Origin of the sequence: Mesorhizobium sp. KR9-304 (assembly GCF_040049215.1) — a bacterium.
In the GTDB taxonomy this organism is placed as follows: Bacteria; Pseudomonadota; Alphaproteobacteria; order Rhizobiales; family Rhizobiaceae; genus Mesorhizobium_K.
Genome location: NZ_JBDZDN010000002.1, coordinates 170697 through 196927, shown reverse-complemented (window position 1 = coordinate 196927; position 26231 = coordinate 170697). Strand labels below are relative to the sequence as shown.

At 63.8% G+C, this 26231-nt stretch carries 24 protein-coding genes; 12 read left to right on the top strand and 12 right to left on the bottom strand.

Annotated elements, in window-relative coordinates; genetic code table 11:
- Window positions 1–45 precede the first annotated feature (45 nt).
- The 5 genes from ABLE71_RS13200 to ABLE71_RS13180 all read left to right on the top strand — a co-directional run bounded on the left by ABLE71_RS13200 (window position 46) and on the right by ABLE71_RS13180 (window position 8699).
- Window positions 46–1350 (top strand): outer membrane protein transport protein, encoded by a 1305-nt coding sequence (locus ABLE71_RS13200; protein WP_348783904.1) that lies wholly within the window; start codon window positions 46–48, stop codon window positions 1348–1350.
- A gap of 270 nt (window positions 1351–1620) precedes the next feature.
- Window positions 1621–3345 carry a dihydroxy-acid dehydratase gene (gene ilvD / locus ABLE71_RS13195; protein ID WP_348783903.1) on the top strand — a complete coding sequence of 575 codons (1725 nt, stop codon included), beginning with the start codon at window positions 1621–1623 and terminating at the stop codon, window positions 3343–3345.
- On the top strand, window positions 3332–4156 hold the full coding sequence (locus ABLE71_RS13190) for a tetratricopeptide repeat protein (protein WP_348783902.1): 825 nt from the start codon (window positions 3332–3334) through the stop codon (window positions 4154–4156). Before ilvD ends, ABLE71_RS13190 begins: the two co-directional genes overlap by 14 nt.
- A 171-nt stretch (window positions 4157–4327) precedes the next feature.
- The gene (dnaE, locus tag ABLE71_RS13185; RefSeq protein WP_348784473.1) at window positions 4328–7810 is read left to right on the top strand and encodes a DNA polymerase III subunit alpha; all 3483 of its coding nucleotides are present in this window, start codon (window positions 4328–4330) and stop codon (window positions 7808–7810) included.
- Window positions 7811–7898: 88 nt separating this feature from the next.
- Window positions 7899–8699, top strand: a complete 801-nt coding sequence (locus ABLE71_RS13180) for an ion channel (protein WP_348784472.1) — start codon at window positions 7899–7901, stop codon at window positions 8697–8699.
- Between the two features lie 3 nt (window positions 8700–8702).
- Here ABLE71_RS13180 and ABLE71_RS13175 read toward each other — a convergent pair whose 3' ends face one another.
- Entirely contained in the window at window positions 8703–9581 is an 879-nt protein-coding gene (locus ABLE71_RS13175) for a DMT family transporter (protein ID WP_348783901.1), read from the bottom strand.
- 234 nt (window positions 9582–9815) lie between these two features.
- Between ABLE71_RS13175 and ABLE71_RS13170 the strand changes: the two genes are divergently transcribed.
- Window positions 9816–10244: a hypothetical protein gene (locus tag ABLE71_RS13170; protein WP_348783900.1), complete on the top strand. Its 429-nt coding sequence runs from the start codon at window positions 9816–9818 to the stop codon at window positions 10242–10244.
- A gap of 6 nt (window positions 10245–10250) precedes the next feature.
- On the opposite strand, the gene ABLE71_RS13165 is transcribed toward ABLE71_RS13170, so the two are convergent.
- On the bottom strand, window positions 10251–11588 hold the full coding sequence (locus ABLE71_RS13165; RefSeq protein ID WP_348783899.1) for a DNA polymerase IV: 1338 nt from the start codon (window positions 11586–11588) through the stop codon (window positions 10251–10253).
- Between the two features lie 67 nt (window positions 11589–11655).
- Here ABLE71_RS13165 and ABLE71_RS13160 point away from each other — a divergent pair, with 67 nt between their 5' ends.
- A complete protein-coding gene (locus tag ABLE71_RS13160) occupies window positions 11656–12231 on the top strand; it encodes a GNAT family N-acetyltransferase (RefSeq protein WP_348783898.1) in 576 nt (191 codons plus the stop codon).
- A gap of 16 nt (window positions 12232–12247) precedes the next feature.
- On the opposite strand, the gene ABLE71_RS13155 is transcribed toward ABLE71_RS13160, so the two are convergent.
- Complete coding sequence (locus tag ABLE71_RS13155) at window positions 12248–12547, bottom strand: DUF3572 domain-containing protein (RefSeq protein ID WP_348783897.1); 300 nt, start codon at window positions 12545–12547, stop codon at window positions 12248–12250.
- A gap of 224 nt (window positions 12548–12771) precedes the next feature.
- Between ABLE71_RS13155 and ABLE71_RS13150 the strand changes: the two genes are divergently transcribed.
- Both ABLE71_RS13150 and ABLE71_RS13145 read left to right on the top strand, forming a co-directional pair.
- Window positions 12772–13143, top strand: a complete 372-nt coding sequence (locus tag ABLE71_RS13150) for a response regulator (RefSeq protein WP_348783896.1) — start codon at window positions 12772–12774, stop codon at window positions 13141–13143.
- Window positions 13143–14510: a PleD family two-component system response regulator gene (locus tag ABLE71_RS13145; RefSeq protein ID WP_348783895.1), complete on the top strand. Its 1368-nt coding sequence runs from the start codon at window positions 13143–13145 to the stop codon at window positions 14508–14510. The genes ABLE71_RS13150 and ABLE71_RS13145 overlap by 1 nt, the downstream gene beginning before the upstream one ends.
- 550 nt (window positions 14511–15060) lie before the next feature.
- Here the strand turns inward: ABLE71_RS13145 and rpmG are convergent.
- Window positions 15061–15228, bottom strand: coding sequence for a 50S ribosomal protein L33 (gene rpmG / locus ABLE71_RS13140; protein WP_292765048.1), 168 nt, complete (start codon window positions 15226–15228; stop codon window positions 15061–15063).
- A gap of 221 nt (window positions 15229–15449) precedes the next feature.
- On the opposite strand from rpmG, the gene ABLE71_RS13135 reads away from it, so the two are divergent.
- The 3 genes from ABLE71_RS13135 (at window position 15450) to ABLE71_RS13125 (ending at window position 17242) form a co-directional block, all read left to right on the top strand.
- The gene (locus ABLE71_RS13135; protein ID WP_348783894.1) at window positions 15450–15890 is read left to right on the top strand and encodes a DCC1-like thiol-disulfide oxidoreductase family protein; all 441 of its coding nucleotides are present in this window, start codon (window positions 15450–15452) and stop codon (window positions 15888–15890) included.
- A 67-nt stretch (window positions 15891–15957) separates the two neighbouring features.
- Window positions 15958–16350, top strand: coding sequence for a hypothetical protein (locus ABLE71_RS13130; RefSeq protein ID WP_348783893.1), 393 nt, complete (start codon window positions 15958–15960; stop codon window positions 16348–16350).
- Window positions 16334–17242, top strand: coding sequence for an HTTM domain-containing protein (locus ABLE71_RS13125; RefSeq protein WP_348783892.1), 909 nt, complete (start codon window positions 16334–16336; stop codon window positions 17240–17242). Before ABLE71_RS13130 ends, ABLE71_RS13125 begins: the two co-directional genes overlap by 17 nt.
- 111 nt (window positions 17243–17353) lie before the next feature.
- Here the strand turns inward: ABLE71_RS13125 and ABLE71_RS13120 are convergent, their stop codons facing one another.
- The 8 genes from ABLE71_RS13120 to ABLE71_RS13085 all read right to left on the bottom strand — a co-directional run bounded on the left by ABLE71_RS13120 (window position 17354) and on the right by ABLE71_RS13085 (window position 26150).
- Window positions 17354–18532: an MFS transporter gene (locus ABLE71_RS13120; RefSeq protein ID WP_348783891.1), complete on the bottom strand. Its 1179-nt coding sequence runs from the start codon at window positions 18530–18532 to the stop codon at window positions 17354–17356.
- 104 nt (window positions 18533–18636) lie between these two features.
- Window positions 18637–19683, bottom strand: coding sequence for a sulfate/molybdate ABC transporter ATP-binding protein (locus ABLE71_RS13115; protein ID WP_348783890.1), 1047 nt, complete (start codon window positions 19681–19683; stop codon window positions 18637–18639).
- A 10-nt stretch (window positions 19684–19693) separates the two neighbouring features.
- Window positions 19694–20575 carry a sulfate ABC transporter permease subunit CysW gene (gene cysW, locus ABLE71_RS13110; protein WP_348784471.1) on the bottom strand — a complete coding sequence of 294 codons (882 nt, stop codon included), beginning with the start codon at window positions 20573–20575 and terminating at the stop codon, window positions 19694–19696.
- A gap of 13 nt (window positions 20576–20588) precedes the next feature.
- Window positions 20589–21449, bottom strand: a complete 861-nt coding sequence (gene cysT / locus ABLE71_RS13105; protein WP_348783889.1) for a sulfate ABC transporter permease subunit CysT — start codon at window positions 21447–21449, stop codon at window positions 20589–20591.
- 8 nt (window positions 21450–21457) lie between these two features.
- Window positions 21458–22492, bottom strand: a complete 1035-nt coding sequence (locus ABLE71_RS13100) for a sulfate ABC transporter substrate-binding protein (RefSeq protein WP_348783888.1) — start codon at window positions 22490–22492, stop codon at window positions 21458–21460.
- Window positions 22493–22733: 241 nt separating this feature from the next.
- Window positions 22734–23786, bottom strand: a complete 1053-nt coding sequence (locus ABLE71_RS13095; protein WP_348784470.1) for a glycosyltransferase — start codon at window positions 23784–23786, stop codon at window positions 22734–22736.
- Window positions 23787–23860: 74 nt separating this feature from the next.
- A complete protein-coding gene (locus ABLE71_RS13090) occupies window positions 23861–24598 on the bottom strand; it encodes a DUF6065 family protein (RefSeq protein ID WP_348783887.1) in 738 nt (245 codons plus the stop codon).
- A gap of 625 nt (window positions 24599–25223) precedes the next feature.
- The gene (locus tag ABLE71_RS13085; protein WP_348783886.1) at window positions 25224–26150 is read right to left on the bottom strand and encodes a hypothetical protein; all 927 of its coding nucleotides are present in this window, start codon (window positions 26148–26150) and stop codon (window positions 25224–25226) included.
- Window positions 26151–26231 lie beyond the last annotated feature (81 nt).

The window sequence follows — 26231 nt, the reverse complement described above, 5'->3', positions numbered from 1 at the left end:
CGCTGAAGTCCATTTAGCTTGTGGCAGTACTTCGGGGAGGAAGGCATGAAGAGCCTGCATGTCACAGCGTTTCTGGCTGGATGCGCGACGCTGGCGGCGGTTGGGACGGCGAACGCCGGTGGCTTCAGCCGCGGCGTGGCCGATACCGATCTGATTTTCGAAGAAGGCAACTTCAACATGCGGGCGAGCGTGACGGTCGTCATGCCGAAGCGCGGATATGAGACTCTGACCGCGCCGCCCGCCGGCCCGCTGGCCGGCCTGACACCGGGCCAATCCTACGCAAGCACCGACGGTGACTATACCCAGACCTACGCAATTCCGAGCACTGCGGTTAAGTTCAACCTGACGGACGACTTCCGTTGCGCGGGAACATATACCCAACCGTTCGGAGCGGATTCAGAATATGGCCCTCAGGCCGTCCTTTTCGGTTCGCTGGCCGATGGGACAGGCACGATCAGGGAGGGGTTCGACACCAATGAATTCGCTGGGACCTGCGGCTACAAGTTCGACCTCGCCAAAGGTCGGGCATGGTTGCTTGCGGGCGGATTTTTGCAAGATTTCAGCTACAGTCAGACCGTCTTGTTCAACGGCACGGTGGTTGCCGCCGGTCTCATCGCAGCGGGAGTTCCACCGGTGCAAGCGGGCCAGCTTGGCACTGCACTAAACAATACCGATGCCACCCTGCAGTTCGATGGTGACTACGAACCGGGCTTTCGTATCGGTGTCGCGTACGAGATCCCGGAAATTGCCCTGCGGGCCCAGATCATGTACCGATCCGAAGTCCATCACACGCCGGACGGTACGTTCTCAACCGCACTTGACGGGCCGTCAGGACCGGCCCCTGCCGTCGCCGACGGCACCCTGCCGCAGTCGGTTGAGTTGAAGGTACAGTCCGGCATCGCGCCAGGCTGGCTCGCCTTCGGGTCGGTTAGATGGACGGACTGGAGCGTGCTCGACACTCTCGATTATACAATCCTCGGCGGTCCGCTTCCGGGCGCGAGGGAACTTGAATATTACTACAAGGACGGCTGGACAGTGACCGGCGGTATCGGCCATGCCTTCAGCGAAAGCATCTCCGGCGTGGTTGGCCTTACCTGGGATCGCGGGGTTTCGACCACCGAAGATACGCTCAGCGACAGCTACACAGCCGCCGCCGGCGTTTCGTTCAAGGACAAGCTTGGCGGCGAGGTCCGGTTTGGCGGCGCGATCAGCTATTTGACCTCGGCCAGCGTTTCGGCCGAGGCTCAACCGACAGGCGTCGGCGTGGTCGATGAAGGCGCAAGCTTCGGCTACACAGTCGACGGCGACTGGGTCTACGCCCTCTCGGCCGGATACAGGATCGCCTGGTAGGAAACTTCAAATCTCGCGAAAAGCCCGGCAATGCCGGCCTTTTTTATTGGGTATGCGGGTGTTGCCCGCGCGCTACGGTTGCCGCCCATCCGTGATTTGTGACGTTTCGGCAACACTATCTCAAGAACCAATGCGGTATGGTTCCGGCCGGGAAATTTGCCCCGTTCCCGCCATAAACCCGGCGCACCCGAAAGTCTCCTTCGGACGAGCGCCGCAAGAAAAGACGCAGACGACGGGAAACGTGCCGTGAGTTGAACGGCAAGGAAACGAATGGACGCCAGGGTAATCTCGAAGGCAAATTTGCCGAGCCGCCACGTGACCGAGGGTCCGGCGCGCGCTCCGCACCGTTCCTACCTTTACGCCATGGGCCTGTCTCCCGCCGAGATCGCACAGCCGCTCGTCGGCGTCGCGAGTTGCTGGAACGAGGCCGCTCCCTGCAACATCTCCCTGATGCGCCAGGCGCAGGTGGTGAAGAAGGGCGTGGCCGCCGCCAGCGGCACTCCGCGCGAGTTCTGCACCATCACCGTGACCGACGGCATCGCCATGGGCCACCAGGGCATGAAGTCGTCGCTGGTGTCACGCGAGGTGATCGCGGACTCCGTCGAACTGACCATGCGCGGCCACTGCTACGACGCGCTGGTCGGGCTTGCCGGCTGCGACAAGTCGCTGCCCGGCATGATGATGGCGATGGTCCGCCTCAACGTGCCGTCGATCTTCATCTATGGCGGGTCGATCCTGCCGGGCTCCTGGCGCGGCCGCCAGATCACGGTGCAGGACGTGTTCGAGGCCGTCGGCCAGCATTCGGTCGGCAAGATGTCCGACGCCGAACTGTTCGAGGTCGAGCAGGCCGCCTGTCCATCCGCCGGTTCGTGCGGGGCACAGTTCACCGCCAACACGATGGCCACGGTCGCCGAGGCGATCGGGCTAGCGCTGCCCTATTCCTGCGGCGCCCCGGCGCCCTACGAGATGCGCGACCGCTTCAACTTCGCCTCCGGCGAAAAGATCATGGAGCTGATCGCCAAGAACATCCGCCCGCGCGACATCGTCACGCTGAAGGCGCTGGAGAACGCGGCGGCTGTGGTGTCCGCCACCGGCGGCTCGACCAACGGCGCGCTGCACCTGCCGGCGATCGCGCACGAGGCCGGCATCAAATTCGACCTTTTCGATGTCGCCAGAATCTTCGAGAGGACGCCTTACATCGCCGACCTCAAGCCTGGTGGCAAATATGTGGCGAAGGACATGTTCGAGGCGGGAGGGATTCCGCTGCTTATGAAAACCCTGTTTGAAAACGGGTACTTGCATGGCGACTGCCTGACGGTCACAGGCCGCACTTTGGCCGAAAACATGGAGCATGTTTCCTGGAACGACAATCAGGACGTCGTGCGCCCGGCCGACAAGCCGATCACCGTGACCGGCGGGGTTGTCGGCCTCAGGGGAAATCTTGCTCCCGAGGGTGCGATCGTGAAGGTTGCGGGCATGTCCGAGCTGAAATTCTCGGGTCCCGCGCGTTGTTTCGACTCCGAAGAAGAGTGTTTCGAGGCGGTCGGCAACCGTGATTACAAGGAAGGCGAGGTTCTCGTCATCCGCTACGAGGGTCCCAAGGGCGGACCTGGCATGCGCGAGATGCTGTCGACGACGGCGGCGCTTTACGGCCAGGGCATGGGAAGCAAGGTGGCCCTCATCACCGACGGGCGTTTCTCAGGCGCAACGCGCGGCTTCTGCATCGGCCATGTCGGGCCGGAGGCGGCTGTGGGCGGTCCGATCGGGCTGCTGAAGAACGGCGACATCATCACGATCGACGCCACCAAGGGCACGATCGAAGTGGCGCTGCCGGACGCGGAACTGGCGGAACGGGCGAAGAGTTGGAAGCCGCGCAGGACGGACTACCAGTCCGGCGCGATCTGGAAATATGCACAAACGGTCGGGCCCGCCCGAGACGGGGCGGTTACCCATCCGGGCGGCGCGAAAGAAACACACTGCTATGCGGATATATGAGTTAGTCAGGGTTTGCGCGTTCGGCGGCGCCGTTGCCGCGGCTTCGGCCGCCGGCACCGGCATTGCGCTGGCGTTCGACGACAATGTGTTCGACGAGGCCGGCGGCGTGAAGGCTGAATCCAACCCCTGGGCCGTCTTCCAGTTTGGCTATTCGGCCTACCAGAGCGGTCACAAGGACCAGGCCGCGGAAGCCTACCGCTATGCGGCCGAGAACGGCCAGATCGGCGCGACGTGGAAGCTCGCACGCATGTATGCGGCAGGCGACGGCGTTGCCCGCAATGACTACGAGGCGTTCAAGTTCTTCTCCGAGATCGTCGAGCAGGATGTCGAACCCGGCAGCCGCGAGGAAAGCTACGTGTCGGACGCGCTGGTGGCGCTGGCGGGCTATCTGAAGACTGGAATCCCCGGGAGCCCGGTCGGGGCCAATGCGGCGGCCGCGCAAGAGTATTACATGCGCGCCGCTGCCAACTACCGCAATCCGAGCGCCCAGTACGAGATGGGCAAGATGTTCCTCAAGGGCGAAGGCGGCGTGAAGGCGAGCATGCGCCAGGCCGGGCGCTGGTTCCAACTGGCGGCCGAGAAGGGCCATGCGGGCGCGCAGGCGACGCTCGGAAACCTGCTCTTCCAGAACGGCAAGATCGTGCGCGGGCTTGCCATGATGACGGCAGCGCTGGAACGCGCCTCTCCCACCGATCAGCCGTGGATCCGGGGCATGCAGGAAGAAGCCTTCTCGCTTGCTCCCGAAGCCGACCGCCGCACCGCGATCGCGCTGGCGCAGGACATCCTCGGCAAGGGCGGCAACAGCCAGTAGGCAAAAGCCTCGCCAGTTGCGCAGCCGCTTCAATAGGCTGTGCCAAAGCCTTATTTTTGCTCGACCTGGCCGCGCCGTTCCTGAACAATGGCGTGGCATTCCACTCGAGTCTCGAGATTGGCAGATATGAGCAGCGAAAGGCCGCCGCGCGATCCTATCCTGCGTGACGCGATGATGAAGGCGGCGACTTCCGAGCCGTCGGCCCGGCCATTCGTGCACCTGCGGGTGCATTCGGCCTATTCGCTGCTCGAAGGCGCGCTGCCGGTGAAGAAGATCGTTGCCCATGCGGTGAAGGACGCCGCGCCGGCCATAGCCACCAGCGACACCAACAATCTCTTCGGCGCGCTCGAATTCGCGCAATATGCAGTGAAGGACGGAATCCAGCCGATCATCGGCTGCCAGATCGATGTCGCTTTCGGCGACGAGAACCTGGATGCCAACCGCGGCTACCAGAAGCGGCAGGGACCGGAACTTCATCCGCTCGTGCTGATCGCCGCCAACGAGACCGGCTACGGCAATCTCGTGCGGCTGGTCAGCCGCGCCTATCTGGAGAATGCGCCGGGCGAGGCGGTTCATGTCTCGCTCGGCTGGGTCGCTGAGCATGCCGAAGGCCTGATCTGTCTTACGGGCGGCCCGCGCGGAGCGATCGGAACGGCGCTGAAGACCGATCACGCGCAACTTGCCGAAAACCGCCTGCTCACGCTGAAACGGATATTCGGCGACCGGCTTTATGTCGAGCTGGAGCGTGCCGAGGGCTACGACCGCGTGATCGAGGCGAAGACGATCGACCTGGCCTACGCTCACGAACTGCCGCTGGTCGCGACCAATGAGGCGTTCTTTCCGGCGCGCGAAGACTATGAGGCGCATGATGCGCTGATCGCCATAGCCGCGGGCTCGGTCATCGCCGCCGACGACCGGCGCCGACTTGCGCCGGACCATTTCCTGAAGAGCCAGAAGGAGATGGCGGCGTTGTTTGCCGACTTGCCCGAAGCCATCGACAACACGGTCGAGATTGCGCGGCGCTGCTCCTACTACCCGAGGACGCGCAACCCGATCCTGCCGCGCTTCACCGGCGGCGACGTCGCCGACGCCGACGCGGCGGTGAAGGCCGAAGCGGCGGAATTGGCGCGGCAGGCGCGCGAAGGGCTGGCGGCGCGGCTTGCCGCGCACGGCCCGACGCCGGGCTTCACCGTCGAGCAGTATGGCGAACGGCTGGAGTTCGAACTCGGCGTCATCGAGCGGATGAAATATCCGGGCTACTTCCTGATCGTCGCCGACTTCATCAAATGGGCGAAGGCGCACGGCATCCCGGTCGGCCCGGGCCGCGGTTCGGGCGCCGGCTCGCTGGTCGCGTGGTCAACCACCATCACCGACATCGATCCTCTGCGCTTCTCGCTGCTCTTCGAGCGCTTCCTCAACCCCGACCGCGTATCGATGCCCGACTTCGATATCGACTTCTGCCAGGACCGCCGCGACGAGGTGATCCGCTACGTGCAGGAGAAATACGGCCGGGACCAGGTCGCGCAGATCATCACCTTCGGAACGCTGCAGGCGCGCGCGGTCCTGCGCGATGTCGGGCGCGTGCTGCAGATGCCCTACGGACAGGTCGACCGGCTCTGCAAGATGGTGCCGCAGAACCCGGCCAATCCGGTGACGCTCGCCAAGGCCATCGAGGGCGAGCCGCGCTTCGCGGAGGAGGCGGAACGCGAGCCGGCGGTCCAGACCCTGCTCGACATGGCGCAGAAGCTCGAAGGCCTCTACCGCCACGCCTCGACCCATGCGGCCGGCATCGTCATCGGCGACAGGCCGCTGTCGGAACTGGTGCCGATGTACCGCGATCCGCGCTCGGACATGCCGGTCACGCAGTTCAACATGAAATATGTCGAGCAGGCCGGACTGGTGAAGTTCGACTTCCTCGGGCTGAAGACGCTGACCGTGCTCGACCGAGCGGTGAAGCTGATCCGCCGGCGCGGCATCGACGTCGATCTCGCCCATATCCCGCTCGACGACGAGAAAACGTACTTGATGCTGTCGCGCGGCGAGGTGGTCGGCATCTTCCAGGTGGAAAGTGCGGGCATGCGCAAGGCGCTGGTCGGCATGAAGCCTGACCGCATCGAGGACATCATCGCGCTGGTGGCGCTCTATCGCCCCGGCCCGATGGAGAACATCCCGACCTACAACGCGCGCAAGCACGGCGAGGAGGAGATCGCCTCCATCCACCCCAAGATCGACCATCTGGTGAAGGAGACGCAAGGCGTCATCGTCTACCAGGAACAGGTGATGCAGATCGCGCAGGAACTGTCCGGCTATTCGCTTGGCGAAGCCGATCTTCTGCGCCGCGCCATGGGCAAGAAGATCCGCTCCGAGATGGACGCGCAGCGCGCGCGCTTCGTCGAAGGGGCGCTGAAAAACGGGTTGTCGAAGCCGCAGGCCGACTTCATCTTCGATCTGCTGGCTAAATTCGCCGACTACGGCTTCAACAAATCGCATGCCGCGGCCTACGCGGTGGTCTCTTACCAGACGGCCTATTTGAAGGCGCACTATCCGGTCGAGTTCCTGGCAGCGTCGATGACGCTCGACATGGGCAACACGGACAAACTCGCCGACTTCCGCCAGGACGCGCTGCGTCTCGGCATCGACGTCGCGCCGCCGTCGGTGACGACGGGCTTCCGCGATTTCGAGGTCGGCGAAAACAAGATCTTCTATTCTCTTGCCGCGCTGAAGGGCGTCGGCGACGCCGCCGTCGAGCACATCGTCGCCAAACGGCAGGAGAAGGCGTTCGCCAGCCTTGAGGACTTCTGCGAGCGCGTCGATCCGAAGATCGTCGGCAAGCGCGTTCTGGAAACGCTGATCATGGCCGGCGCGCTCGACTGCTTTGGCCACGACCGCGCCGCGATGATGGCCGGGCTCGATCGGATGATGGGCCTTGCCTCCCGCGCCTACGAGGACGCGGCGCTCGGCATCACCGACATGTTCGGTGGGTCGGCGGTCAGCCAGCAGAAGCTTCACCTGCCATTCGCGGAGCCGTGGCTGCCGGCGGAAAAGCTGCACCGCGAGTTCCAGGTGGTCGGCTTCTATCTGTCCGCGCATCCGCTCGACGAATATCGCGCGGCGCTGAAGAAGATGCGCGTGCAGACATGGGCGGAGTTCTCGGCCGGCGTGAAGCAGGGCGCGACGGCGGGCAGGCTCGCCGGCACCGTGACCTCGAAGCAGGAGCGCAAGACGCGCACCGGCAACAAGATGGGCGTGGTAAGCTTCTCCGACACGTCCGGGCAGTACGAGGCCGTGCTCTTCTCCGAGGGTCTCGCGCAGTACCGCGACATGCTGGAGCCCGGCAAATCGCTTGTCATCACCGTCTCGGCCGAGGACCGGCCCGAGGGCGTCAATCTGCGCATCCAGACCGTGCAGTCGCTGGAGGAGATGGCCAGCCAGGTGCAGAAAGCCCTGCGCATCTACGTCCGCGATCCAGGCCCGCTGGGCACGCTGGCAGGCCAGCTTTCGGCAAAGGGCGAGGGGCAGGTGAGCTTCGTCGTCATCAAGGAAGGTGCTGCGGGCGAAGTCGAGATCGAGCTGCCCGACCGCTATCGCATCTCGCCGCAGGTGGCGTCCGCCATGCGCGCGGTGCCCGGTGTCGTCGAGGTCGAACTCGTCTAGTTCTGGCACTCCGGGCAACCTCGCGCCTGCCGACGCGTTGTAGCTTGCCGCCTTGCAAGGCGGCGCTGGAGGGGCCTCACTCGTGACATTGACACCGGCCGACGGCGACGAAAAGCCCCTGACCGGCATCACGTGGCTTCGCGACAAGCTGCGCCGGCTCTATCACGGTCGCACTCCGGCGGCATTCCGGTTCCAGATGGCGGTCATCGTCATCGACTTCGCCATCATCGCCTTCTTCATCGCGACGCCGGTGCTGTCGGAGACACGCTCCTTCCTCTGGATCGACTACTCGGTGGCAGCCTTGGTCGCTGCCGACATGGTCGCGCGGCTGCTCGCCTCGACGAGTATGCTGCGGCTGTTGAAGCAGCCGACCTCCTGGGTCGATATCTTCATCCTGGCCACCCTGCTTTTCCCGCAGGCGCTCGCCAATCTTGGCTTCCTACGGATCTTGCGGCTGTGGTCGCTGGCTAGAAGTCATGTCCTGTGGCGGCCGCTCAATCGCCGCGGCCTGCGTCCCTGGCGCGAGACCATCATCGCGGTCGTCAATCTTGTGACTTTCCTCTTCATAGTCACCGGTTTCGTCTACACGTTCTTCTTTCGCGTCGGGGCCGGCATCGAAGGGTATGTCGATGCGCTCTACTTTACGGTGGCGACGATCACCACCACCGGGTTCGGCGACATCACGCTGCCCGGCGTCGCCGGCAAGCTGACCTCGATCGTGGCGATGATCGTCGGCATCTCGCTGTTCGTGAAGCTCGCGCAGGCCGTCTTCCGGCCGAACAAGGTGTTTTACGAGTGTCCGCATTGCGCTTTGCAGAGGCACGAGCCGGACGCCGTGCACTGCAAGGCCTGCGGCCATCTGCTGAAAATCCCCGACGAAGGGACCTGATGCTCAGGATGTCGCGACTTCAGGTTCGCGCGCGCGGCGCTGGAGATTGAAAAGGTTGCCGGTCAGGATGAGCGCCGCGCCGATGGCGGTGAAGAGATCGATTCGCTCGCTGTAGAGCAGGAAGCCGATCAGCGCCGACAGCGGCAGCCGCAGGAAGTCCATCGGCATGACGACCGTCGCCTCCGCATAGGACAGGGCGCGGGCCATGCAGAAATGCGACGACATGCCGGTGAAGGATACCAGAAGGATCCACGGCCACATCTCTGGCGTCGGCGTGCGCCAGACGGCGATCGCCGGAACGAGCCCGATGATGGATTGGATGATCAGCATCCAGAAAATGATGGCGACGACGCTGTCGGTGCGGGTGAGCGACTTCACCATCACCACGGAGATGCCGAAGGCGACGGCGCCCGCGAGCATGATGAGGTGGCCGGGATCCACCGCTGTCGCGCCGGGCCGCACGATGACGAGCACACCGACAATGCCGAGCAGAATCGCCGCGATCTTGCGCGCGTTCATGCGTTCGCCGAGGAACAGAACCGCCAGCAGCGCGCCCCAGATCGGCGTGGTGAATTCGATCGAGATGAGCTGCGCCAGCGGTATCATGGTGAGCGCCTGGAGCCAGGCGAACTGGCCAGCATAGTGCACGACGTTGCGGCCGATGTGCTGCAGCGGCCGCTTGGTGCGCATTGCGGCAAAGCCGCCCGACGCGAAGACCAGCGGCAGCAGGATGAACCAGCCGATGACCGAGCGCATCTCCATGACCTGGAATACGTCGAGTTCCGGCATGATGGCACGGCCGGCGACCGTCATGGTCAGGAAGGAGGCGATCGACCCTCCCATCCACAGCGCCGCCTTTGGTGTCGAATGCGTTTCGGCCATGCGCGGTGTGTGGCAAGGGCCGCGTTCCGCCGCAACCGCTTAGAGCCGCCAATCGGCTGGGCCAGAGCGCTACGAGCTTACACACGCCTGTCAAACATACGTGCGAGAAAGGCGCGCCACTGTGATCTTTCGGGCTGATTCTTCGGAGGCCGTCATGACCAGAGCTTTCCGCATTCTGTTTGTTGTGTTTGCGTTTTGCTCGTTGTTTCGCCGGCCCTGGCCGACGACGCGGATATGCTCGCCTCCTTTGCCGGCAGTTGGAGCGGCAAGGGCAAGTTCCGCCTGACGACGGTCTCGTCGCCGGTAACGGTTTCTTGCGCCATGGATGCCGACGCCTCGCCGACTAGCCTCTCCATGGACGGAAAATGCCGCGGCCTGGTCGTCGTGTCGCGCAAGATCGGCGTGACGCTAAAGTCCGACGGAGCGGGATTTTCCGGCGCTTACCTGGGCTCCACGACCGGTCCGGCGGGCCTTTCCGGCGCGCTGACGGGTGATGTTTTCGACCTCTCGATCCGCTGGGCAAAGGCGGTCAACGGCGACCGCGAAGCGAAGATGAAAGTACAGAAGGTCGGCGAAAACGGCATGAAGCTTACGACGGTCGACGTCGACCCGAAGACCGGCGAGCAGGTCGTCACATGCGAGATCGACCTCAACAGATCGTAGAGCGCTTCAATCCTCGTCCCGCTCGATGAATTCCGGCGGATGGGCCGAGCGGCCCTTGCCGAACGTATAGCCGGTCTCGACGGCCTTTCTTCCGAACTTTTCCCGCAGGCTGTCGATAGCGCCTTCGGCAAGCGCACGTTTGCGCGCCGGAAGATCGACGAGGTCGGGCGGATCAGCCTTGTCCGAGTCGGTCAGGTCGCTGACGCCTATCCCCAACAACCGATATTTGGTGCCGTCGGTTTCCTTTTCCAAGAGATGCAGCCCGGTCTGGAAGATGCGGTCGGCAAGCCGCGTCGGATCGGTGAGCTGCCGGTTGCGGGTGCAGAGCTTGAAATCCTGCGTCTTGAGCTTCAGCACTACGGTGCGGCCGGCAATGCCTGACTTCTTCAGCCTCGCCGAGACTTTTTCCGACAGGGCGCGCAGCACCGGCACCAGATCAGCGGGCGATGCGAGGTCGGTGTCGAACGTCGTCTCGGCCGACACGCTCTTGGCGTCGCGGTCGGCATGGACCTGGCGTTCGTCCTGCCCGCGCGACAGATGATAAAGCCGGTCGCCCATCGAGCCGTAGCGGCGCATCAGTTCGGCGCGCTCCAGTTTCTGCAACTGGCCAATCATCCTGATGCCGTCGCGCTCGAGCGTTGCCGCGAAAGCCTTGCCGACACCCCAGATCAGCGTCACCGGCTGTTCGGCGAGAAACCCGACGGCCTCTGCCTCGCCGATCACCGAGAAGCCGCGCGGCTTGCGGAAATCGGACGCCACCTTGGCCAGGAATTTGCAATAGGAGAGGCCGGCGGAGACGGTGATGCCGACCTCCTGTTCAACGCGCCGCGTGAAATCGGCAAGCACCATCGCCGGCGGACGGCCATGCAGCCGCTCGGTGCCGGAGAGGTCGAGGAACGCCTCGTCGATTGAGAGCGGCTCCACCAGCGGGGTCAGCGCCTGCATCATGGCGCGCACCTCGCGGCCGACGCGCACATATTTCTCCATGTCCGGCGGAACAACGATTGCCTCGGGGCAGGCCTCCAGCGCCTTGAACATCGGCATGGCCGAGCGCACGCCCTTGATGCGGGCGATGTAGCAGGCGGTGGAGACGACGCCGCGTTTTCCGCCACCGATGATGACCGGCTTGTCCTTCAGCGCAGGGTTATCGCGCTTCTCGACCGCCGCGTAGAATGCGTCGCAGTCGATATGGGCGAGATGCAGCCGGTAGAGTTCCGGGTGCCGCGCCATGCGCGGGCTGCCGCAGCGCTCGCAGCGCGGCGCGGCGCGCGCCTGCAGCGCCATGCAGTCGCGGCAGAAACCGTGCTCGGGGTCGTTGACAGGGATTGCCATCACTGCGAACATAAAGAGAACATCGCAAATCTTATGCCAGCGCGCCGTTGCGAACAAGCGGCGCGGAAGGGTGGGTAATATGCCTGTGGACATTCGGCCGCTGACGCCCGATCTCTGGCCCGCCTTCGAGGACCTGTTCGGCAAGCAGGGCGCCTGCTACGGCTGTTGGTGCACCTACTTCCGCTTGCCGCCCGCTGCGCGCAAGACCAAGGACGGCCAGCAGAAGAAAGCGATCATCCGCGGGCGGATCGAGGCCGGCCCGCCGCCGGGTCTGCTTGCCTTCGATGAGGGCCAAGCCATCGGCTGGATGCAGATAGGTCCGCGCGCCGACGTACCGGAGTGGAACAATGCGGGCAGGGGCTCGGCGCCGGTCGATCCCGGCGATGCGTCCGACCCGGCGGTATGGGCGATCTCGTGTTTCTTCCTGCGCGCCAAGGCACGCGGCAAAGGGCTTAGCCACAGGTTGGTAGCGAGCGGCCTTGCATTCGCGAGGGAGAATGGCGCTCGCTTGGTCGAAGTCTGCCCGATCGACCAGTCGAAAAGTTCACGTTCGGTCGGCCTTTTCGTGGGCTCGACGCGCGTCTTCGAAAAGGCGGGCTTCTCAACGCTCGTCAAGCGCAAGGCCGGCCGGCCTCTGATGCGTTATGTGCTTTGAATGCCGCGGGAACCCATCAGACCGATCGGTCGTGGTCGTCGCCGCCGAAGGGCAGCGCGCGCAACGCAGCCGAGACCTGCTGGGGCGGAATGCCCGAATCTTCAGAAAAGCGCATCAGCGTGGGCTCGTGCGCGACGATGAACTGCAGCACGCCGGCGAGGAAGCCGGGTTCGCGGGCCGCCTGCCGGATCGCGCCTGCATCGATGCCTGATATCGCCAGGAAGCGAGGCAGCAGCTCCGGATCGGCGGCGACGAAGCCCAGCGCCTGGATAGCCAGCGCCTCGGCACTCTCGCGGTTCTGTCGGTCGTTTGTCATAGGCGGCCTTTCGGATCGGGTCCCGAGTAACTATCCTGACGACCGCAGGCAAGCGCGCGCGCCGCGATTCCCTGGATGCAGGGGCAGGAAAGCCTTGTGTTCGACCCTATTGGTTTGTGTTTCGTCAATGTTCTTGTCGTAACGTCTCGACAGGGGTTTGACGCCCGAAAAGGCGTTGCGGCGATGCTTGCCCGCTCGGATCGGGAAGCTGGAACGGGAAGTCGATGCCGAAGAAAGTCATGATCGTCGAGGACAACGAGCTCAACATGAAGCTCTTTCGCGACCTGATCGAGGCCAGCGGCTACGAGACCGTGCGCACGCGCAACGGGCTGGAGGCGCTGGATCTGGCGCGGCTGCACAAGCCCGACCTCATTTTGATGGATATCCAGCTGCCGGAAGTCTCCGGCCTCGACGTGACCCGCTGGCTGAAGGAGGACGACGACCTCCACAAGATCCCGGTGATCGCCGTGACGGCTTTCGCCATGAAGGGCGACGAGGAGCGGATTCGCCAGGGCGGGTGCGAGGCCTATATCTCCAAGCCGATATCGGTCCCGCGCTTCATCGAGACCATCAAGTCTTACCTGGGCGACGCCTGATGACCGCGCGCATCCTCGTCGTCGATGACGTTCCAGCCAATGTGAAACTGCTCGAGGTCCGGCTGCTCGCCGAATATTTCGAGGTATTCACGGCGGGCAATGGCGCGGACGCGCTCGAGACCTGCGAGAACGGCAAGATCGACGTCGTGCTGCTCGACGTCATGATGCCCGACATGGACGGGTTCGAGGTCTGCCGCCGGCTGAAGAGCGACCCGGCTACCTCGCACATCCCGGTGGTCATGATCACCGCCCTGGACCATGTGTCCGACCGCATCCGCGGGCTCGAAGCGGGCGCCGACGACTTCCTCACCAAACCGGTCAACGACCTGCAACTGATGACCAGGGTGCGGAGCCTGGTGCGGCTGAAGATGTTGACGGACGAGCTTCGCCTGCGCGCCTCGACGACGCGGAACATCGGGATCGAGGAACTCCTGTCCCGCCGCGAGCCCGAGAGCGAAGCGACGCCGGCGATTCTCCTGATCGACGAGCGGCCCGATTCTGGACGGGAGGTCGCCGAAATGCTCGGCGAGTCGGCCAAGGTCGATGTGGCGACCGATCCGCATGTCGGCTTCTTCCAGGCGGCGGAGGAACCCTATGAATGTGTGATCGTCTCGACCGGCTTTGCCGAATTCGATCCGCTGCGGCTCTGCTCGCAACTGCGCTCGCTCGACCGCACGCGCTTCGTGCCGATCATCCTGCTCGCGGAGGAGGGCGAGGTCGACCGCATCGTGCGCGGGCTGGAACTCGGCATCAACGACTTCCTGATCCGGCCGATCGACCGCCAGGAACTGACGGCGCGGCTGCGCACTCAGGTAAAGCGCAAGCGCTACAACGACCATTTGCGGCTCAGCGTCACCCAGACGATCGAGATGGCGGTCACGGACGCGCTGACCGGACTGCACAACCGCCGCTACCTCGACAGCCATTTGCAGACTCTGTTCGACCGCGCGGTGGCGCGGCGGCGGCCGCTGTCGCTGATGATCACCGACATCGACCGCTTCAAGGCGATCAACGACAGCCACGGTCACGACGGCGGCGACGAGGTGCTGCGCGAGTTTGCGCGGCGGCTGCGCAAGAACGTGCGCGGCATCGACCTTGCCTGCCGCTATGGCGGCGAGGAGTTCGTGGTGGTGATGCCCGACACCGAGGCGGCGATTGCCGGGAAGGTGGCGGAGCGGGTGCGCGCCGAGATCGCGGACGCGGCGTTCGCCGTCGCGGGTAAGGATGTCACGGTCACCGTCAGCGTCGGCGTGTCGTCGCTGAAGAAGGGCGTCGATTCGGTGGCGGAACTGCTGAAGCGCGCCGACGTGGCGTTGTACGAGGCCAAGAGCGGCGGCCGCAACCGGGTGGTGGCCAAGGCCGCCTGACGGAAAACACGGGCCAAGGGCGGGTTTCTGAAATTTACCTTAATCCAAGCGATTCGCGAGGGTTGGTTAAGAAAGTATTGATTTCCAAACGTTCTTGCGCGAAAGTTGCTCTAACAAAACGGGCGCCGGAACGAGGAAATAACGAGCCGCACCGCCTGATCGACACCCCATGATGCTCAGGTCCGCCGCATCTCCTGGGTCCGTGGGGTCGGCCGGCCGGCGCTGGCACATAGTGGCCTCCTCGTACCGCTGTCAGATGCCCGGCCGGCCCCCTTCCTCTTTCTATAGCAACGCGTGAAGAATTTAGCCGAACACTCTGTTTGTGCTCGAAAATCCGCGCGCTTGCAATGCAGTGCCGCGTGGATAGAGGACGGGCTGTCACAAATTTGCGACGGTGAAAGTGCGTTGAAGAACAACAGGTTACGAAAATTGAACGGTGCGGCGGCCGGAATTTTTGTTCACAACCAGCCGCCGGGCGCAGTCAGCCCGCACGATCAACGAAAAACGCCGCCCGAAGGCGGCGTTTCGATGCAGTCTGGAAAACCCGATCCTACTTGATCTTGGTTTCCTTGAACTCGACGTGCTTCTTGGCGACCGGGTCGTATTTGCGGAACGACAGCTTGTCGGTCTTCGTGCGGCTGTTCTTGCTCGTCACGTAGAAGAAACCGGTATCGGCGGTCGACAGAAGCTTGATCTTGAGTTTTGCAGCCTTGGCCATTTTTTCGTCCGTTGGATTGTCTGGAGTTCATGCCGCCTGAACGCGGGCAGAACCCGGACGCGGAAAACTTGGCGCGACACATAAAGATCGCTGCCCGAAAGTCAAGTCCGTGTCCGGGTTCAAGACATATGAGACGGTTTGAGGCCTCCAACGTTGCGGCGACCTGCCGGCCAGGAAAGGGGGCCTATACTGAAAAGTTCAAGGCCGCATAGAATGACGGCATGAGCGTCTCCGACCCGCAGGCCAACCATGCCGACCAATCCGGCGAACGGCGGGTGGCGATCGTCTATGACGGCGGCTGCCCGTTCTGCTCGGCCTATGTTCGGCTCGTCCGGCTGCGCGACGCGGTGGGGCCCGTGGAGTTGATGGACGCGCGGCGGGGAGGGCCGCTGGTCGACGAGATCGCGGCAGCCGGCTACGACCTCGACGACGGAATGGTGCTGAAGCTCAATGGCGTTCTCTACCATGGTGACGAATGCCTCAACCGGCTGGCGTTCCTGTCGACCGGCTCCGGCGTGTTCAACCGGCTGATGGCGTTCCTGTTCAGCCGCCCCGCGGCGGCGAGGATCGCCTATCCCTTCCTGCGCGCCGGCCGGAACCTGGCGCTCAGACTGATGGGGCGGAGAAAGCTGGACATTGCGAAGCCGAAGCAGCCGGTCTAGCTTTTTTCAGGAGGGTGCATGAATGGCCTATGTCCTATCGTCGGGGATATCGGACAAGCCGGGCTGGATGTCAGCGCCGCGGCTGCGGCTTGCCTTATTCGTCGTCATTGCGGGGTTCATGATCGGCGGGCCGGTGGCCGAACAGATTTTCGGGCTGCGCAGCAAGGCCATCCGCTCCTGGATAATGTTCAGCGTGCCGGGGCTTGGCATGGTCGACGTGTCGTTCTCGATCCGCCAACCGGACGGGACGTTCGCCCCGCTCGATCGTTTCGCGCTGCTCGATGAGCCGCGCACGGGCAAGCTGAAGCGCATCGAAAAACGCAAGGATCTCGCCGAGGTGATCGAACGGATCTGTGCGGCGGCAGGACCCCAAGCCGATATCCGGGTCAAGGCACGGCAGGCGGTCCGCTCCGGCTGGAGAACCCTGCACACGGGAGCGCGGAATGCCTGCGCCGAGTGACACCGCCCGTTTCGTTCGGCAGCAGCTACGCGACGCGGTCTTCCGGCTGGCGGACTGGGCGGCCAACTCCGAAGGATCGTCCCGCTCCTCGGCGCTCATCCGCATAGGACTTGCCGCTCTTTTCTGGGCGCGGCTGGCGAATGAAATGATCCTGTACAAGGATCAAAGCGCCGTCGGACTGCTGCTGTCGCTCAATTTCTTCATCGCGACAACGGCGCTGATGATCGGTTTCCACAGCCGAACAGCCGCTCTTTGGGCAGGCATCGTCGGATTCGTGGTCTACTATTTCGGGCAGGATCTCGGCCGCCCGCCCTGGGTACATCATCATACCTACCTGTTGTCCGTCGCCATTACACTGCTGGCGCTGACGCCATGCGGCAAATCCTATTCGCTCGACCGCTATCTCGCGGTCGTCCGCGCCGAGCGGAACGGAGAGCCGCCGCCGGCCGAAAGCGGCAATCTGCTGGGGCTACGGCTGATCGTCGTGCAGATGTCGGTGCTCTATTTCTTTTCGGCATTCGACAAGACCAGCGCCGCCTTCCTCAGCGGGGCGAGGCTGGAACATATCTTCCTCTATTATTATTCCGGCTCCGACTATCCGTCGCTGCCAGGCTTTCGCGGGCTCGCGATCGTGACGGCGATTGCGGTCGTCGTTCTGGAATATGCGCTGGCATTCGGCATGCCGTTCGCCCGAAGCCGGAGATATCTGGTGCTGCCAGGCCTGGCCTTCCACGCAATCATCTACTGTACGTTGCCGGTCTATACGTTTAGCGCCACCATGGTGGTTCTGTATCTCGCCTATTTCGATCCCGGCACCGTCCATAGGCTGATCGACCGGCTGAATGGCCAGAGCGAGGCCGGCCCCAGACGCTCGGACGCAGGCGGCGTCTAGAGCGGCGAACGCTCAATCGGAATCGCTTCGCCGCTCTATCTCTTTGTTTCAGCATCGGATTTGTCCGAAAACCGCTGCGCACTTTTCGGTCCGATGCTCCAGGATCCAGACCTAACGGCCGGTTCCGCCCGCCAAACGGCTGGCGGCAAGCGCGATGTAAGCGGCGAAGAACAGCGCCAACGACCAGCCGAATCCGTCGGTGCCGAAGAGGTCCATGCCGATGCCGATCGCCTGCGGCCCGAGCACCATGCCCAGACCGTAGCAAAGAACGAAGGCGGCGTTGGCCGAGGCGAGGTCGCGGCCCGTAAGGCGGGAGCCGAGATGGGCAAGCCCTATCGTGTAGAGGGCCGCGACCACGCCGCCCCAGACGAAGAGCAGCGCCGCCATGATGTGCCAGTCATAGGCGAGATGCTGCATCAGGATGGTGCCGGCGAGGCCGACGACGGCGCAGCCGAGCAGCAGATGGCGGCGGTCGCGGATGCGGTCGCTGAGCATCCCGATCGGAATCTGGAGGAGCACGTTGCCCAGCCCGATCATGCTCAAGAGCAGTGCCGCGTCGGCCTCCGAATAGCCGATGCGCGCGCCATAGACGGGAAACAGCGCGAAGCCGCCGGTTTCGACAGCGCCGAAGACGAGCACGGCGGCCGTAGCGGTGGGCACCAGCCATATGAAGCGCACGAAGCTTGTCGTCTCGTCGCCCTCCGCGTGGATCGCGGGGCTCTCCCGCCAGGCGGCAAGCACGGGGATGGCGGCGACCGCGACCAGGCAGAAGGTGACGCCGAAAGGCAAGAACCCCTGGCTGCCGATATGCGAGAAAAGCCAGGGGCCACCGGCGAAGCCGAGCGACAGCACGGTGGCGTAGATGCCGAGCACGAAGCCGCGTCTGTGCGGCGGCGCCGACGTGCTGATCCAGAACTCCGACAGGATGAAGAGGACGGTCAGCGCCACGTGAAGGCCCGCGCGCAGCGGAAACCACATCCAGAAGCTGTTGGCGAAATAGAAGCCCACGAAGGCGAACGCGCCGAGCGCGATCATGGCCAGCATGGTCCACACCACGCCGAAACGCGCCGCGAGCGGCGTGGCGATGGGAGCGGCGGCGATGGAGGCCACCCCAGCGACCGCCGTGTTCAGGCCGATCATGGTGGCGGAAATGCCGCGGCTCTCGAGGATGACGGAAAGCAGCGGCATGCCGAGCCCGATGGCGATGCCGACGACGCTGATCGAGGAGATGGCGGCGGCGATCGGCAGCCAGTGCAGGCGGTCGGGATCAGGGGCGGGCGGGGTATGCATGCATGCGGGGCCGGTTGCGGGAGCGGGCGCAAGCCGGGTCGCTCAAATCGGGGCCGGTGTCAATGCATGGCGGGAGGGAGGGGAAAGATTAGGGCAGGGGACGTTCACATCGCGTGCGCGGGAAAGACACGGTAGCGCCTGGGCCGAAAGGCGATGCGGCCGCTGGCGCCTGCCGGATGCTCAACCGGCAACTCGATCTCGACGCGTTCGCGCGCGCCACCGACTTCGAGTTCCACCCGGCGCGTGCCGGCGACGCGTCGGCTTGCGGCAACCGTCCCGGCGATGCAGCCGCCGCATCCATCGAGCAACTCGATGTCGTGCGGCCGGAAGTAGAGCGTCGCTTCGCCATTCGGCACGCTGGTGGCCTCGATGCCGATCGAGCGATCCTGAAGCCAGAGCTGACCGTTTTCCACCCGCACCGGCAGCGCGCTGGAATCGCCGATAAAGCCGTATACGAAGGGCGAGTTCGGGCGGTCGTAGACGTCGTCGGCCGACCCGACCTGCTCGACGCGCCCCTGGCTCATCACCACGACGCGGTCGGCAAGTTCCAGTGCCTCTTCCTGGTCATGGGTGACGAAGACAGTGGTGTGGCCGGTCCTGTCGTGTATTTCGCGCAGCCAGCGGCGGAGCTCGCGGCGAACCTGCGCATCCAGCGCGCCAAACGGCTCGTCCAGCAGAAGCACGCGCGGCTCGATTGCCAGCGCTCGGGCAAGCGCCACGCGCTGCCGCTGCCCCCCGGAAAGCTGACTCGGGTAGCGGTTTTCCAGCCCGGAGAGCTGGACGAGATCGAGAAGTTCCGAGGCGCGGTGACGTATCTCGGACTTGGGCGGGCGGCTGGCCCCGGGGCGCACCTTCAGCCCGAAGCCGATGTTGTCGGCCACCGTCATATGGCGGAACAGCGCGTAGTGCTGGAAGACGAAGCCCACGTTGCGTTCCTGAACCGAACGGTGCGACGCGTCTTCGTCGCCGAAGAAGACCGTGCCTACAGTCGGGCGCTCCAGCCCGGCGATCAGGCGCAGGAGCGTGGTCTTGCCCGAACCCGAAGGGCCGAGCAGCGCGATCAGTTCGCCTGAGCGGATGTCGAGCGAGACGTCGTGCAGCGCCGGGTAGCCGTCAAACTCCTTGCGCACCGACTTGATCGAGACGTCCATGGTGCCGCTCCTAGTGCCTGGCCGCGGCGGCGATTTCGTCGCCATAGCGGTATTCGAGGATTGATTTGAGGACGAGCGTCACCAGCGCGAGGCCGGCGAGCAGCGTCGAGACGGCGAAGGCCGCGACGAAATTGTACTCGTTGTAGAGAATCTCGACATGCAGCGGCATGGTGTTGGTGAGCCCCCGGATATGGCCTGATACGACCGAGACGGCGCCGAACTCGCCCATGGCGCGGGCATTGCAGAGCAGCACACCGTAGAGCAGCCCCCATTTGACGTTGGGCAGTGTCACGTAGCGGAAAGTCTGCCAGCCGGAGGCACCAAGGGACAGGGCGGCCTCCTCGTCGCCGGTTCCCTGGTCCTGCATCAGCGGGATCAGTTCACGGGCCACGAATGGGAAGGTCACGAAGATGGTCGCCAGCACGATGCCCGGCACCGCGAACAGAATCTCGATGCCGTGGGACTTCAGCCATGGCCCCAGCACCGATCCCGCCCCGAACAGCAGCACGTAGACGAGGCCCGAGATCACAGGCGAGACAGAGAAAGGCAGGTCGATCAGCGTCGTCAGGAACGCCTTGCCCTTGAACTCGAACTTGGCGATCGTCCAGGCTGCGACGATGCCGAAGACGAGGTTCAGCGGCACTGCGATCGCCGCGACCGTGAGGGTGAGCCGGATGGCCGCGAGCGTGTCGGGCTCGTTCAGCGCGAACAGGAACTCGCCCGCGCCTTTCCGGAACGCCTCGATGAAGACGGCGATCAGCGGAAGCACAAGGAACAGCGCGAGGAAGCCGAGCGCCAGAGCGATCAGGATTCCCCTGACGAGCGGACCCTCAGTCGTGGCGCGGCGATAGCTGCGCGTACGCGGCGCAGCGGATGCGACCGAATCGGACATGCCCGACATCAGCTCAACCGCCATAACCGTGTCTCCCGCGGCTCCAGGCCTGGATCAGATTGATGGCGAACAGCATGGCGAAAGAGATGAGCAGCATGATCGCCGCGATGGCCGTCGCGCCCGCGTAGTTGAACTCTTCCAGGCGGATGACGATCAGCAGCGGCGCGATTTCCGAGACGTAGGGAATATTGCCCGCGATGAAGATGACCGAACCATACTCGCCGACCGCGCGCGCAAAGGCGAGCGCGAATCCCGTCAGAACAGCGGGTGCAAGACCGGGCAGGATGACGCGCCGGATGGTCTGGAAACGGTTCGCACCCAGCGTGGCGGCCGCCTCCTCCACTTCGCGGTCGATTTCCTCCATCACCGGCTGCACGGTGCGCACGACGAAGGGAAGGCCGATGAAGACCAGCGCGATGACGATCCCGAGGGGCGTGAACGCCGCCTTGACGCCAAGCGGGGCGAGGAACTGGCCGATCCAGCCATTAGGGGCGTAGATGGCGGCCAGCGCGATGCCTGCCACCGCGGTCGGGAGCGCGAAAGGCAGATCCACGGCCGCGTCGACGATGCGCCGGCCCGGGAAACGATAGCGCACCAGCACCCAGGCCACGATCGTCCCGAAGACGACGTTGACGATGGCCGCGATCAGCGAGGCTCCGAAGGAAATCCTCAACGCGTTGAGCGTGCGTTCGTCGGTGGCTATGGCCCAGAACCCGGCCCAGCCGAGTTCGGTCGTACGCCACGCGACGCCGGACAGCGGGATGAGGATGATGAGCGCCAGGTAGGTGATCGTGAAGCCGAGCGTCAGCCCGAAACCCGGGATGACGCTCGGCTTCCTGAATCGCCACCCCTGGGATGCGGCCAGGGTGGTCATGCGCTTCCTCAGTTCGATGAGCCGGGTCTGTAAATCTGGTCGAACACCCCGCCGTCGCCGAAGTGGTAGGGCTGGGCCTTCGCCCATCCGCCGAAGATCGGGTCGTCGATCGATACCAGTTCCAGTTTCGGCAGCTTCTGGAGGATGTCCGCCGGAACGACGTCAGGGTTCGATGGGCGGTAATAGTGCTTCGCCGCCAACTGCTGACCCTCGTCTGAATAGAGGTAGTTCAGATAGGCCTCGGCGACCTTGCGCGTGCCCTTGGCATCGACGTTGCCGTCTACGATCGTGACCGGCGGTTCGGCCAGGATGGAAGATGGCGGCACGACGATGTCGAACAGGTCCGCGCCGAATTCCGCGCCGGCGAGCGCCGCCTCGTTTTCCCAGGCGAGCAAAACGTCGCCGATCTGGCGCTGGGCGAAGGTGGTCAGCGAGCCGCGCGCTCCGGTGTCGAGCACGGGGGCCCGCCTGTAGAGCTCGGCGATGTATTCCCTGATCCTGGTCTCGTCGCCGTTGAACTGCTTGTGCGCCCAAGCCCATGCGGCAAGGTAGTTCCAGCGCGCGCCGCCAGACGTCTTGGGGTTCGGCGTGATGAGCTGGACGTCGCCCTTCACGAGATCGCCCCAGTCGCCGATGCCCTTGGGATTGCCCTTGCGGACGAGGAACACGATGGTCGATGTGTAGGGCGATGAATTGTGGGGCAGGCGCTTGCGCCAGTCGGCGGGGATCTTGCCGCTGTTCTTGGCGATCGCGTCGATGTCGCCTTCGAGCGCCAGGGTGACGACGTCGGCGTCGAGACCGTCGATCACGGCGCGCGCCTGCTTGCCCGAGCCGCCGTGCGACGTCTGGATCGTGACGGTCTCGCCGGTGTCGGCCTTCCACTTGGCGGCGAAGGCCGCGTTGAATTCCTTGTAGAGCTCGCGGGTCGGGTCGTAGGACACGTTGAGAAGCGTGGTGTCGGCAAAGGCGAAGCCGAGCACGCCGAACTGTACGGCGCCGGCCAACATGCCGACGAGAAGCGAGCGAGATACAAACCTTGTCATGGCAATGGTCCCCGTTAATTTCACCAAAATCCTACTAAATTTATAGAATTATGGACGCTCTGCCTGTTTCCTTTTTTCTTCTGCGGGGGAATTTCGTTTCGGATTTGGAGCTGCTGCGGGATTTTCCTTCTGGAGCCGAGCTGCCGGCGTCGCTTAAGCCGGAAACGCAAACAGGCCGCCGACGACCCTCGCGGCAATGCCTCGCCAGATCCGTCGCACCCTTGCGCGCCACGCAGAGTCGCTAATTTGCCTTTTCCGCGAGGCGGAACCTGCCGTCGCGCCCCTCGACGATGCCTTGCTCGACATCGGCGAATTTTGTCTCGGCGCAATAGAGGCGGGCGGCTTCCCGATGGGCCGTCCGCTGCGCGGCTGACGGTTCGCCGAGCTTGCCGCGCAGCCTGCGCGAGATACGCTTCATCTCCCAGGCGAGGCTGGCCCAAAAATCCCTGGCGCCCCATTGCCGGTCGAGCCAGTCGGGCCACGGTGTGTCCCTGAGGAACGCCTCGTAGAGCCGATATGCGGAACGGTCGGGAAACAGTCTCTTGCGGAATCCGTAGCGCCGCCAAGGCTTGTCGTGGCCGGCATGATGGACGATGACGGGACAGGGAGGGTCGTCCGCCCAGGGTCGCTCCCTGGTGTTGGGAGGCATGTTCCAGATGGGCGTCAACTCGGCGATGTTTCCATCCAGAACGGCGTTGAGCGCGTGCTCGTCGGGGAGAAAACAAAGGTCGGGGTTTTGCCTGATAAAGGCGAGGGCCCGCTCTCCAAGCATAGCCCGGTTCCATTTCGCGACGTCGATGTAGAGAACCCCGCTGTTGAAGAAGCGGTAGGGCTCGCTCATGCCGAGAGCCTTGAAATGGTCAAGGGTTTGCCGGCGCTGCTGTTCGGTCAAGTCGACGAGGATGCGCCCGGACGGAGCGGCGGCGATTTCGAATGGCCCGGTGTCCAGCGAGAATATCCGGCCGACATCGCCATGGATGGTGAGATCGCTGTCGAGGTAGAGCAGCCTGTCGTATTGACCGGACAGGTGTTCGGCCAATTGGAGTTTCATGAGCGTGGCCGAGGTCAGGCGTCCGGAGAACCGCTTCACCTCCGACAGCCGGGCCATGTCCATGTCGTCGCGGAAGATGATGCCGCGCTCCCGCATCCAAGCCTTGTGCGTCTCAGTCACTTCTGAGGCTTGGGAGAAGACGATGACGTCGTAGCGGTTGGACGAAGCAGGTTCCCTCGACCGGACGGCGTCGGCGACGAACAGCGCCGGGATGAGCATGTTCCGGTCCGTACAGAGGCACACCGCGTTGCGCGCGGGCGTCGCCTTCGCGAGAGGGCTGACGGCATTCGACGGAGAGGGAGAACGCGGGTCGAGGTTCACTTCTTCCGCTCGAACGGGCGAAGGTTTGTCTTGGTCAAATGGAGGAACGGTTTCTCGTTTCCGTGGAGGTCGATGCCCTGCTGGTAGTGCTTCTGCCAGCCGGCCTTTCTCGCCGCGGACCCCTGCACCTTCAGATCGTCGTTGAACTTCTTGCGGGCCGTGGCCCATTCGCGGTGGTCGGCTTCAAGTTGCGGGTCAGCCGAGATGGGCATGATCCTGGGACGGACGCTTTCCAGCGCGCCACGCCTTGCGAGCGTGAGGTGGCAAAACGGCTCGCCCTTGTGGAAGCGAATCGCGGTTTTGGGCCGCGTGAATTTCCAGTTCATGGTGAAGTTGAACGGCCCCCAGTCGCTCTCGACGACGCCCGTCAGAGGGGCGATGGCGTCCTTGGGCTGGTTGATCGGCCCCTGAACGATGAGGTCGGTGCCGGGATCGGTCCTGAACACCAACGGCATCCTGAACGTCAGTATTCCCTCGCCGAAATGACTGATCGCAGGCGGCGTCGTGCCTCGGTCTTCAAGCACAACGACGCCATCGAGCGACGGTCCGCCGTTCCAGATGGCCGTGAAGCTGACGGGACAGAGGATTTCCCAGCCATAGCGGTTGGCCATGACGAGCGGCAGACATCGGTATGGCGCCCGCTGATGAGCGTCGTCCATCCAGTCACGCCGATGGGGAGCGGGCCGAATCTCGAACCCGCCGTCGTCTTCAATGACGTAGCAGATCAGTTCCATTGCCGACGCAACTGCTCAAGCACCACCGACCCGCTGAATTACCCGGCGATCCGCTCCCGTCACGACAGACTTTCTGACAAAGGCCGTCCTAGCTAAACTATGTCAAGGAACACTAGGTATCTGCGGCGGCGGAGCGAACGGCGCGGACTGTGACACCGCGGTGACTGCCGGCAGAATCACGCGCTTGTCGAGCGAAGGCTTCAAATAAGGCTTTCTCATCCAAATCTCCGAACGGACGTCAGGTTGGTAAAAATGGCGGCGGCACGAACGGCGCGGACTGCGTCTGCGCGGTGACCGCCGGCAGAATCACTCGCTTGTCGAGCGAAGGCTTCAAATATGGCTTTCTCATCCAAATCTCCGAACGGACGTCAGGTCCAGCAACCGTCAACCACCAGGTAACAGCGGCGGCGGCACGAACGGCGCGGACTGCGTCTGCGCGGTGACCGCCGGTAGAATCACTCGCTTGTCGAGCGAAGGCTTCGAATATGGCTTTCTCATCCAGATCCCCTCGTGGAGTCCCGCTACAATGCCATCAGCATTTACCTTCGTTCAACGCGAAATGGAATAGCCGACAAGTTGCCCGCTGCCGATTAACGTCGTCAGTGCCGCCGATATCGTCACTCGGTCATGCCGCAGGCTTGTCTCTCAGCGAAATCGCATATTCCGGCTCGATCACCTTCGGCCGACGCCAGGGACGAAGGAAATCCTTGAGCCGCTTTCGGTCCACGGGCTTCTCGTAATCCGGAACCGGGAGAGACGCGAGGCCGTAGTATGCGTCCAGTATGCCTGTCTGCAGCAGCTTGCGCTCCTGCGTGTAGAAACTGAAGTGCGACACGATGAGATCGCCAAAAATCCGCCCGCATGTGTCGAGCTTGGCCGGCAGGACCACGGAATACCATTCCTCCTCGGCGCCCCGGTGGTGGTGGAAGAGCTCGCCGAGCCGCGCGATGTCAGAGCCGAAGAAGGCAATCGCGTTGATCGAGAACCGCGACAGGCGGATGTCCCGGTCGGGCACCCGGAAATCGGCGAGCCTTCCCTGTCGCACCGCGTCGATAAATACCGGATGCATCGCCTTGGGAAAGCTCGCATACGCCCATGCATATGGGCACATGGCCTGGCAGGTGATCGGGCCGTTGATGACGACCCGCGAGAAGTGCTGCAGCAGCGAGGCGCAGACCACGTTGTTTATGACCAGCGGAGAGAACCACAGCGCCGAACCCTTTGCGGCTTGGGCTTTCGCCTGGAACTTCTCGAAGAAGCCGGGCTCGACAAAGACGATGTCGTCATCGAAACGAAGGTAGAGCGCTTCCGGATCGTCGCAGAACCGGAAAAAATCGCCAACTATGCCAAGGTTGCCGTTGGCGCCGGGCAGCTCCTTTATCTTGCAGCGTGGATCGGTCGCAGCAAGCTCGCGCAAATACCGTCGATCGCTTTCGGTGCGGCAATTGTCCCACAGTTGCCACTCGGACACTTCCGGGCTGCCGAGAACGTAATGACTGAGAAGACGGAGATAGCGCTCCCGGCCGGCTGGCGTGACGACAATCAGCTTCATTCAACCGTCCTTCAGCGCCGGTGGCCACAAGCCCCAGGCAACCGGAACATCGTATAGTTGACGCTGGATAGAGAAGTGAAT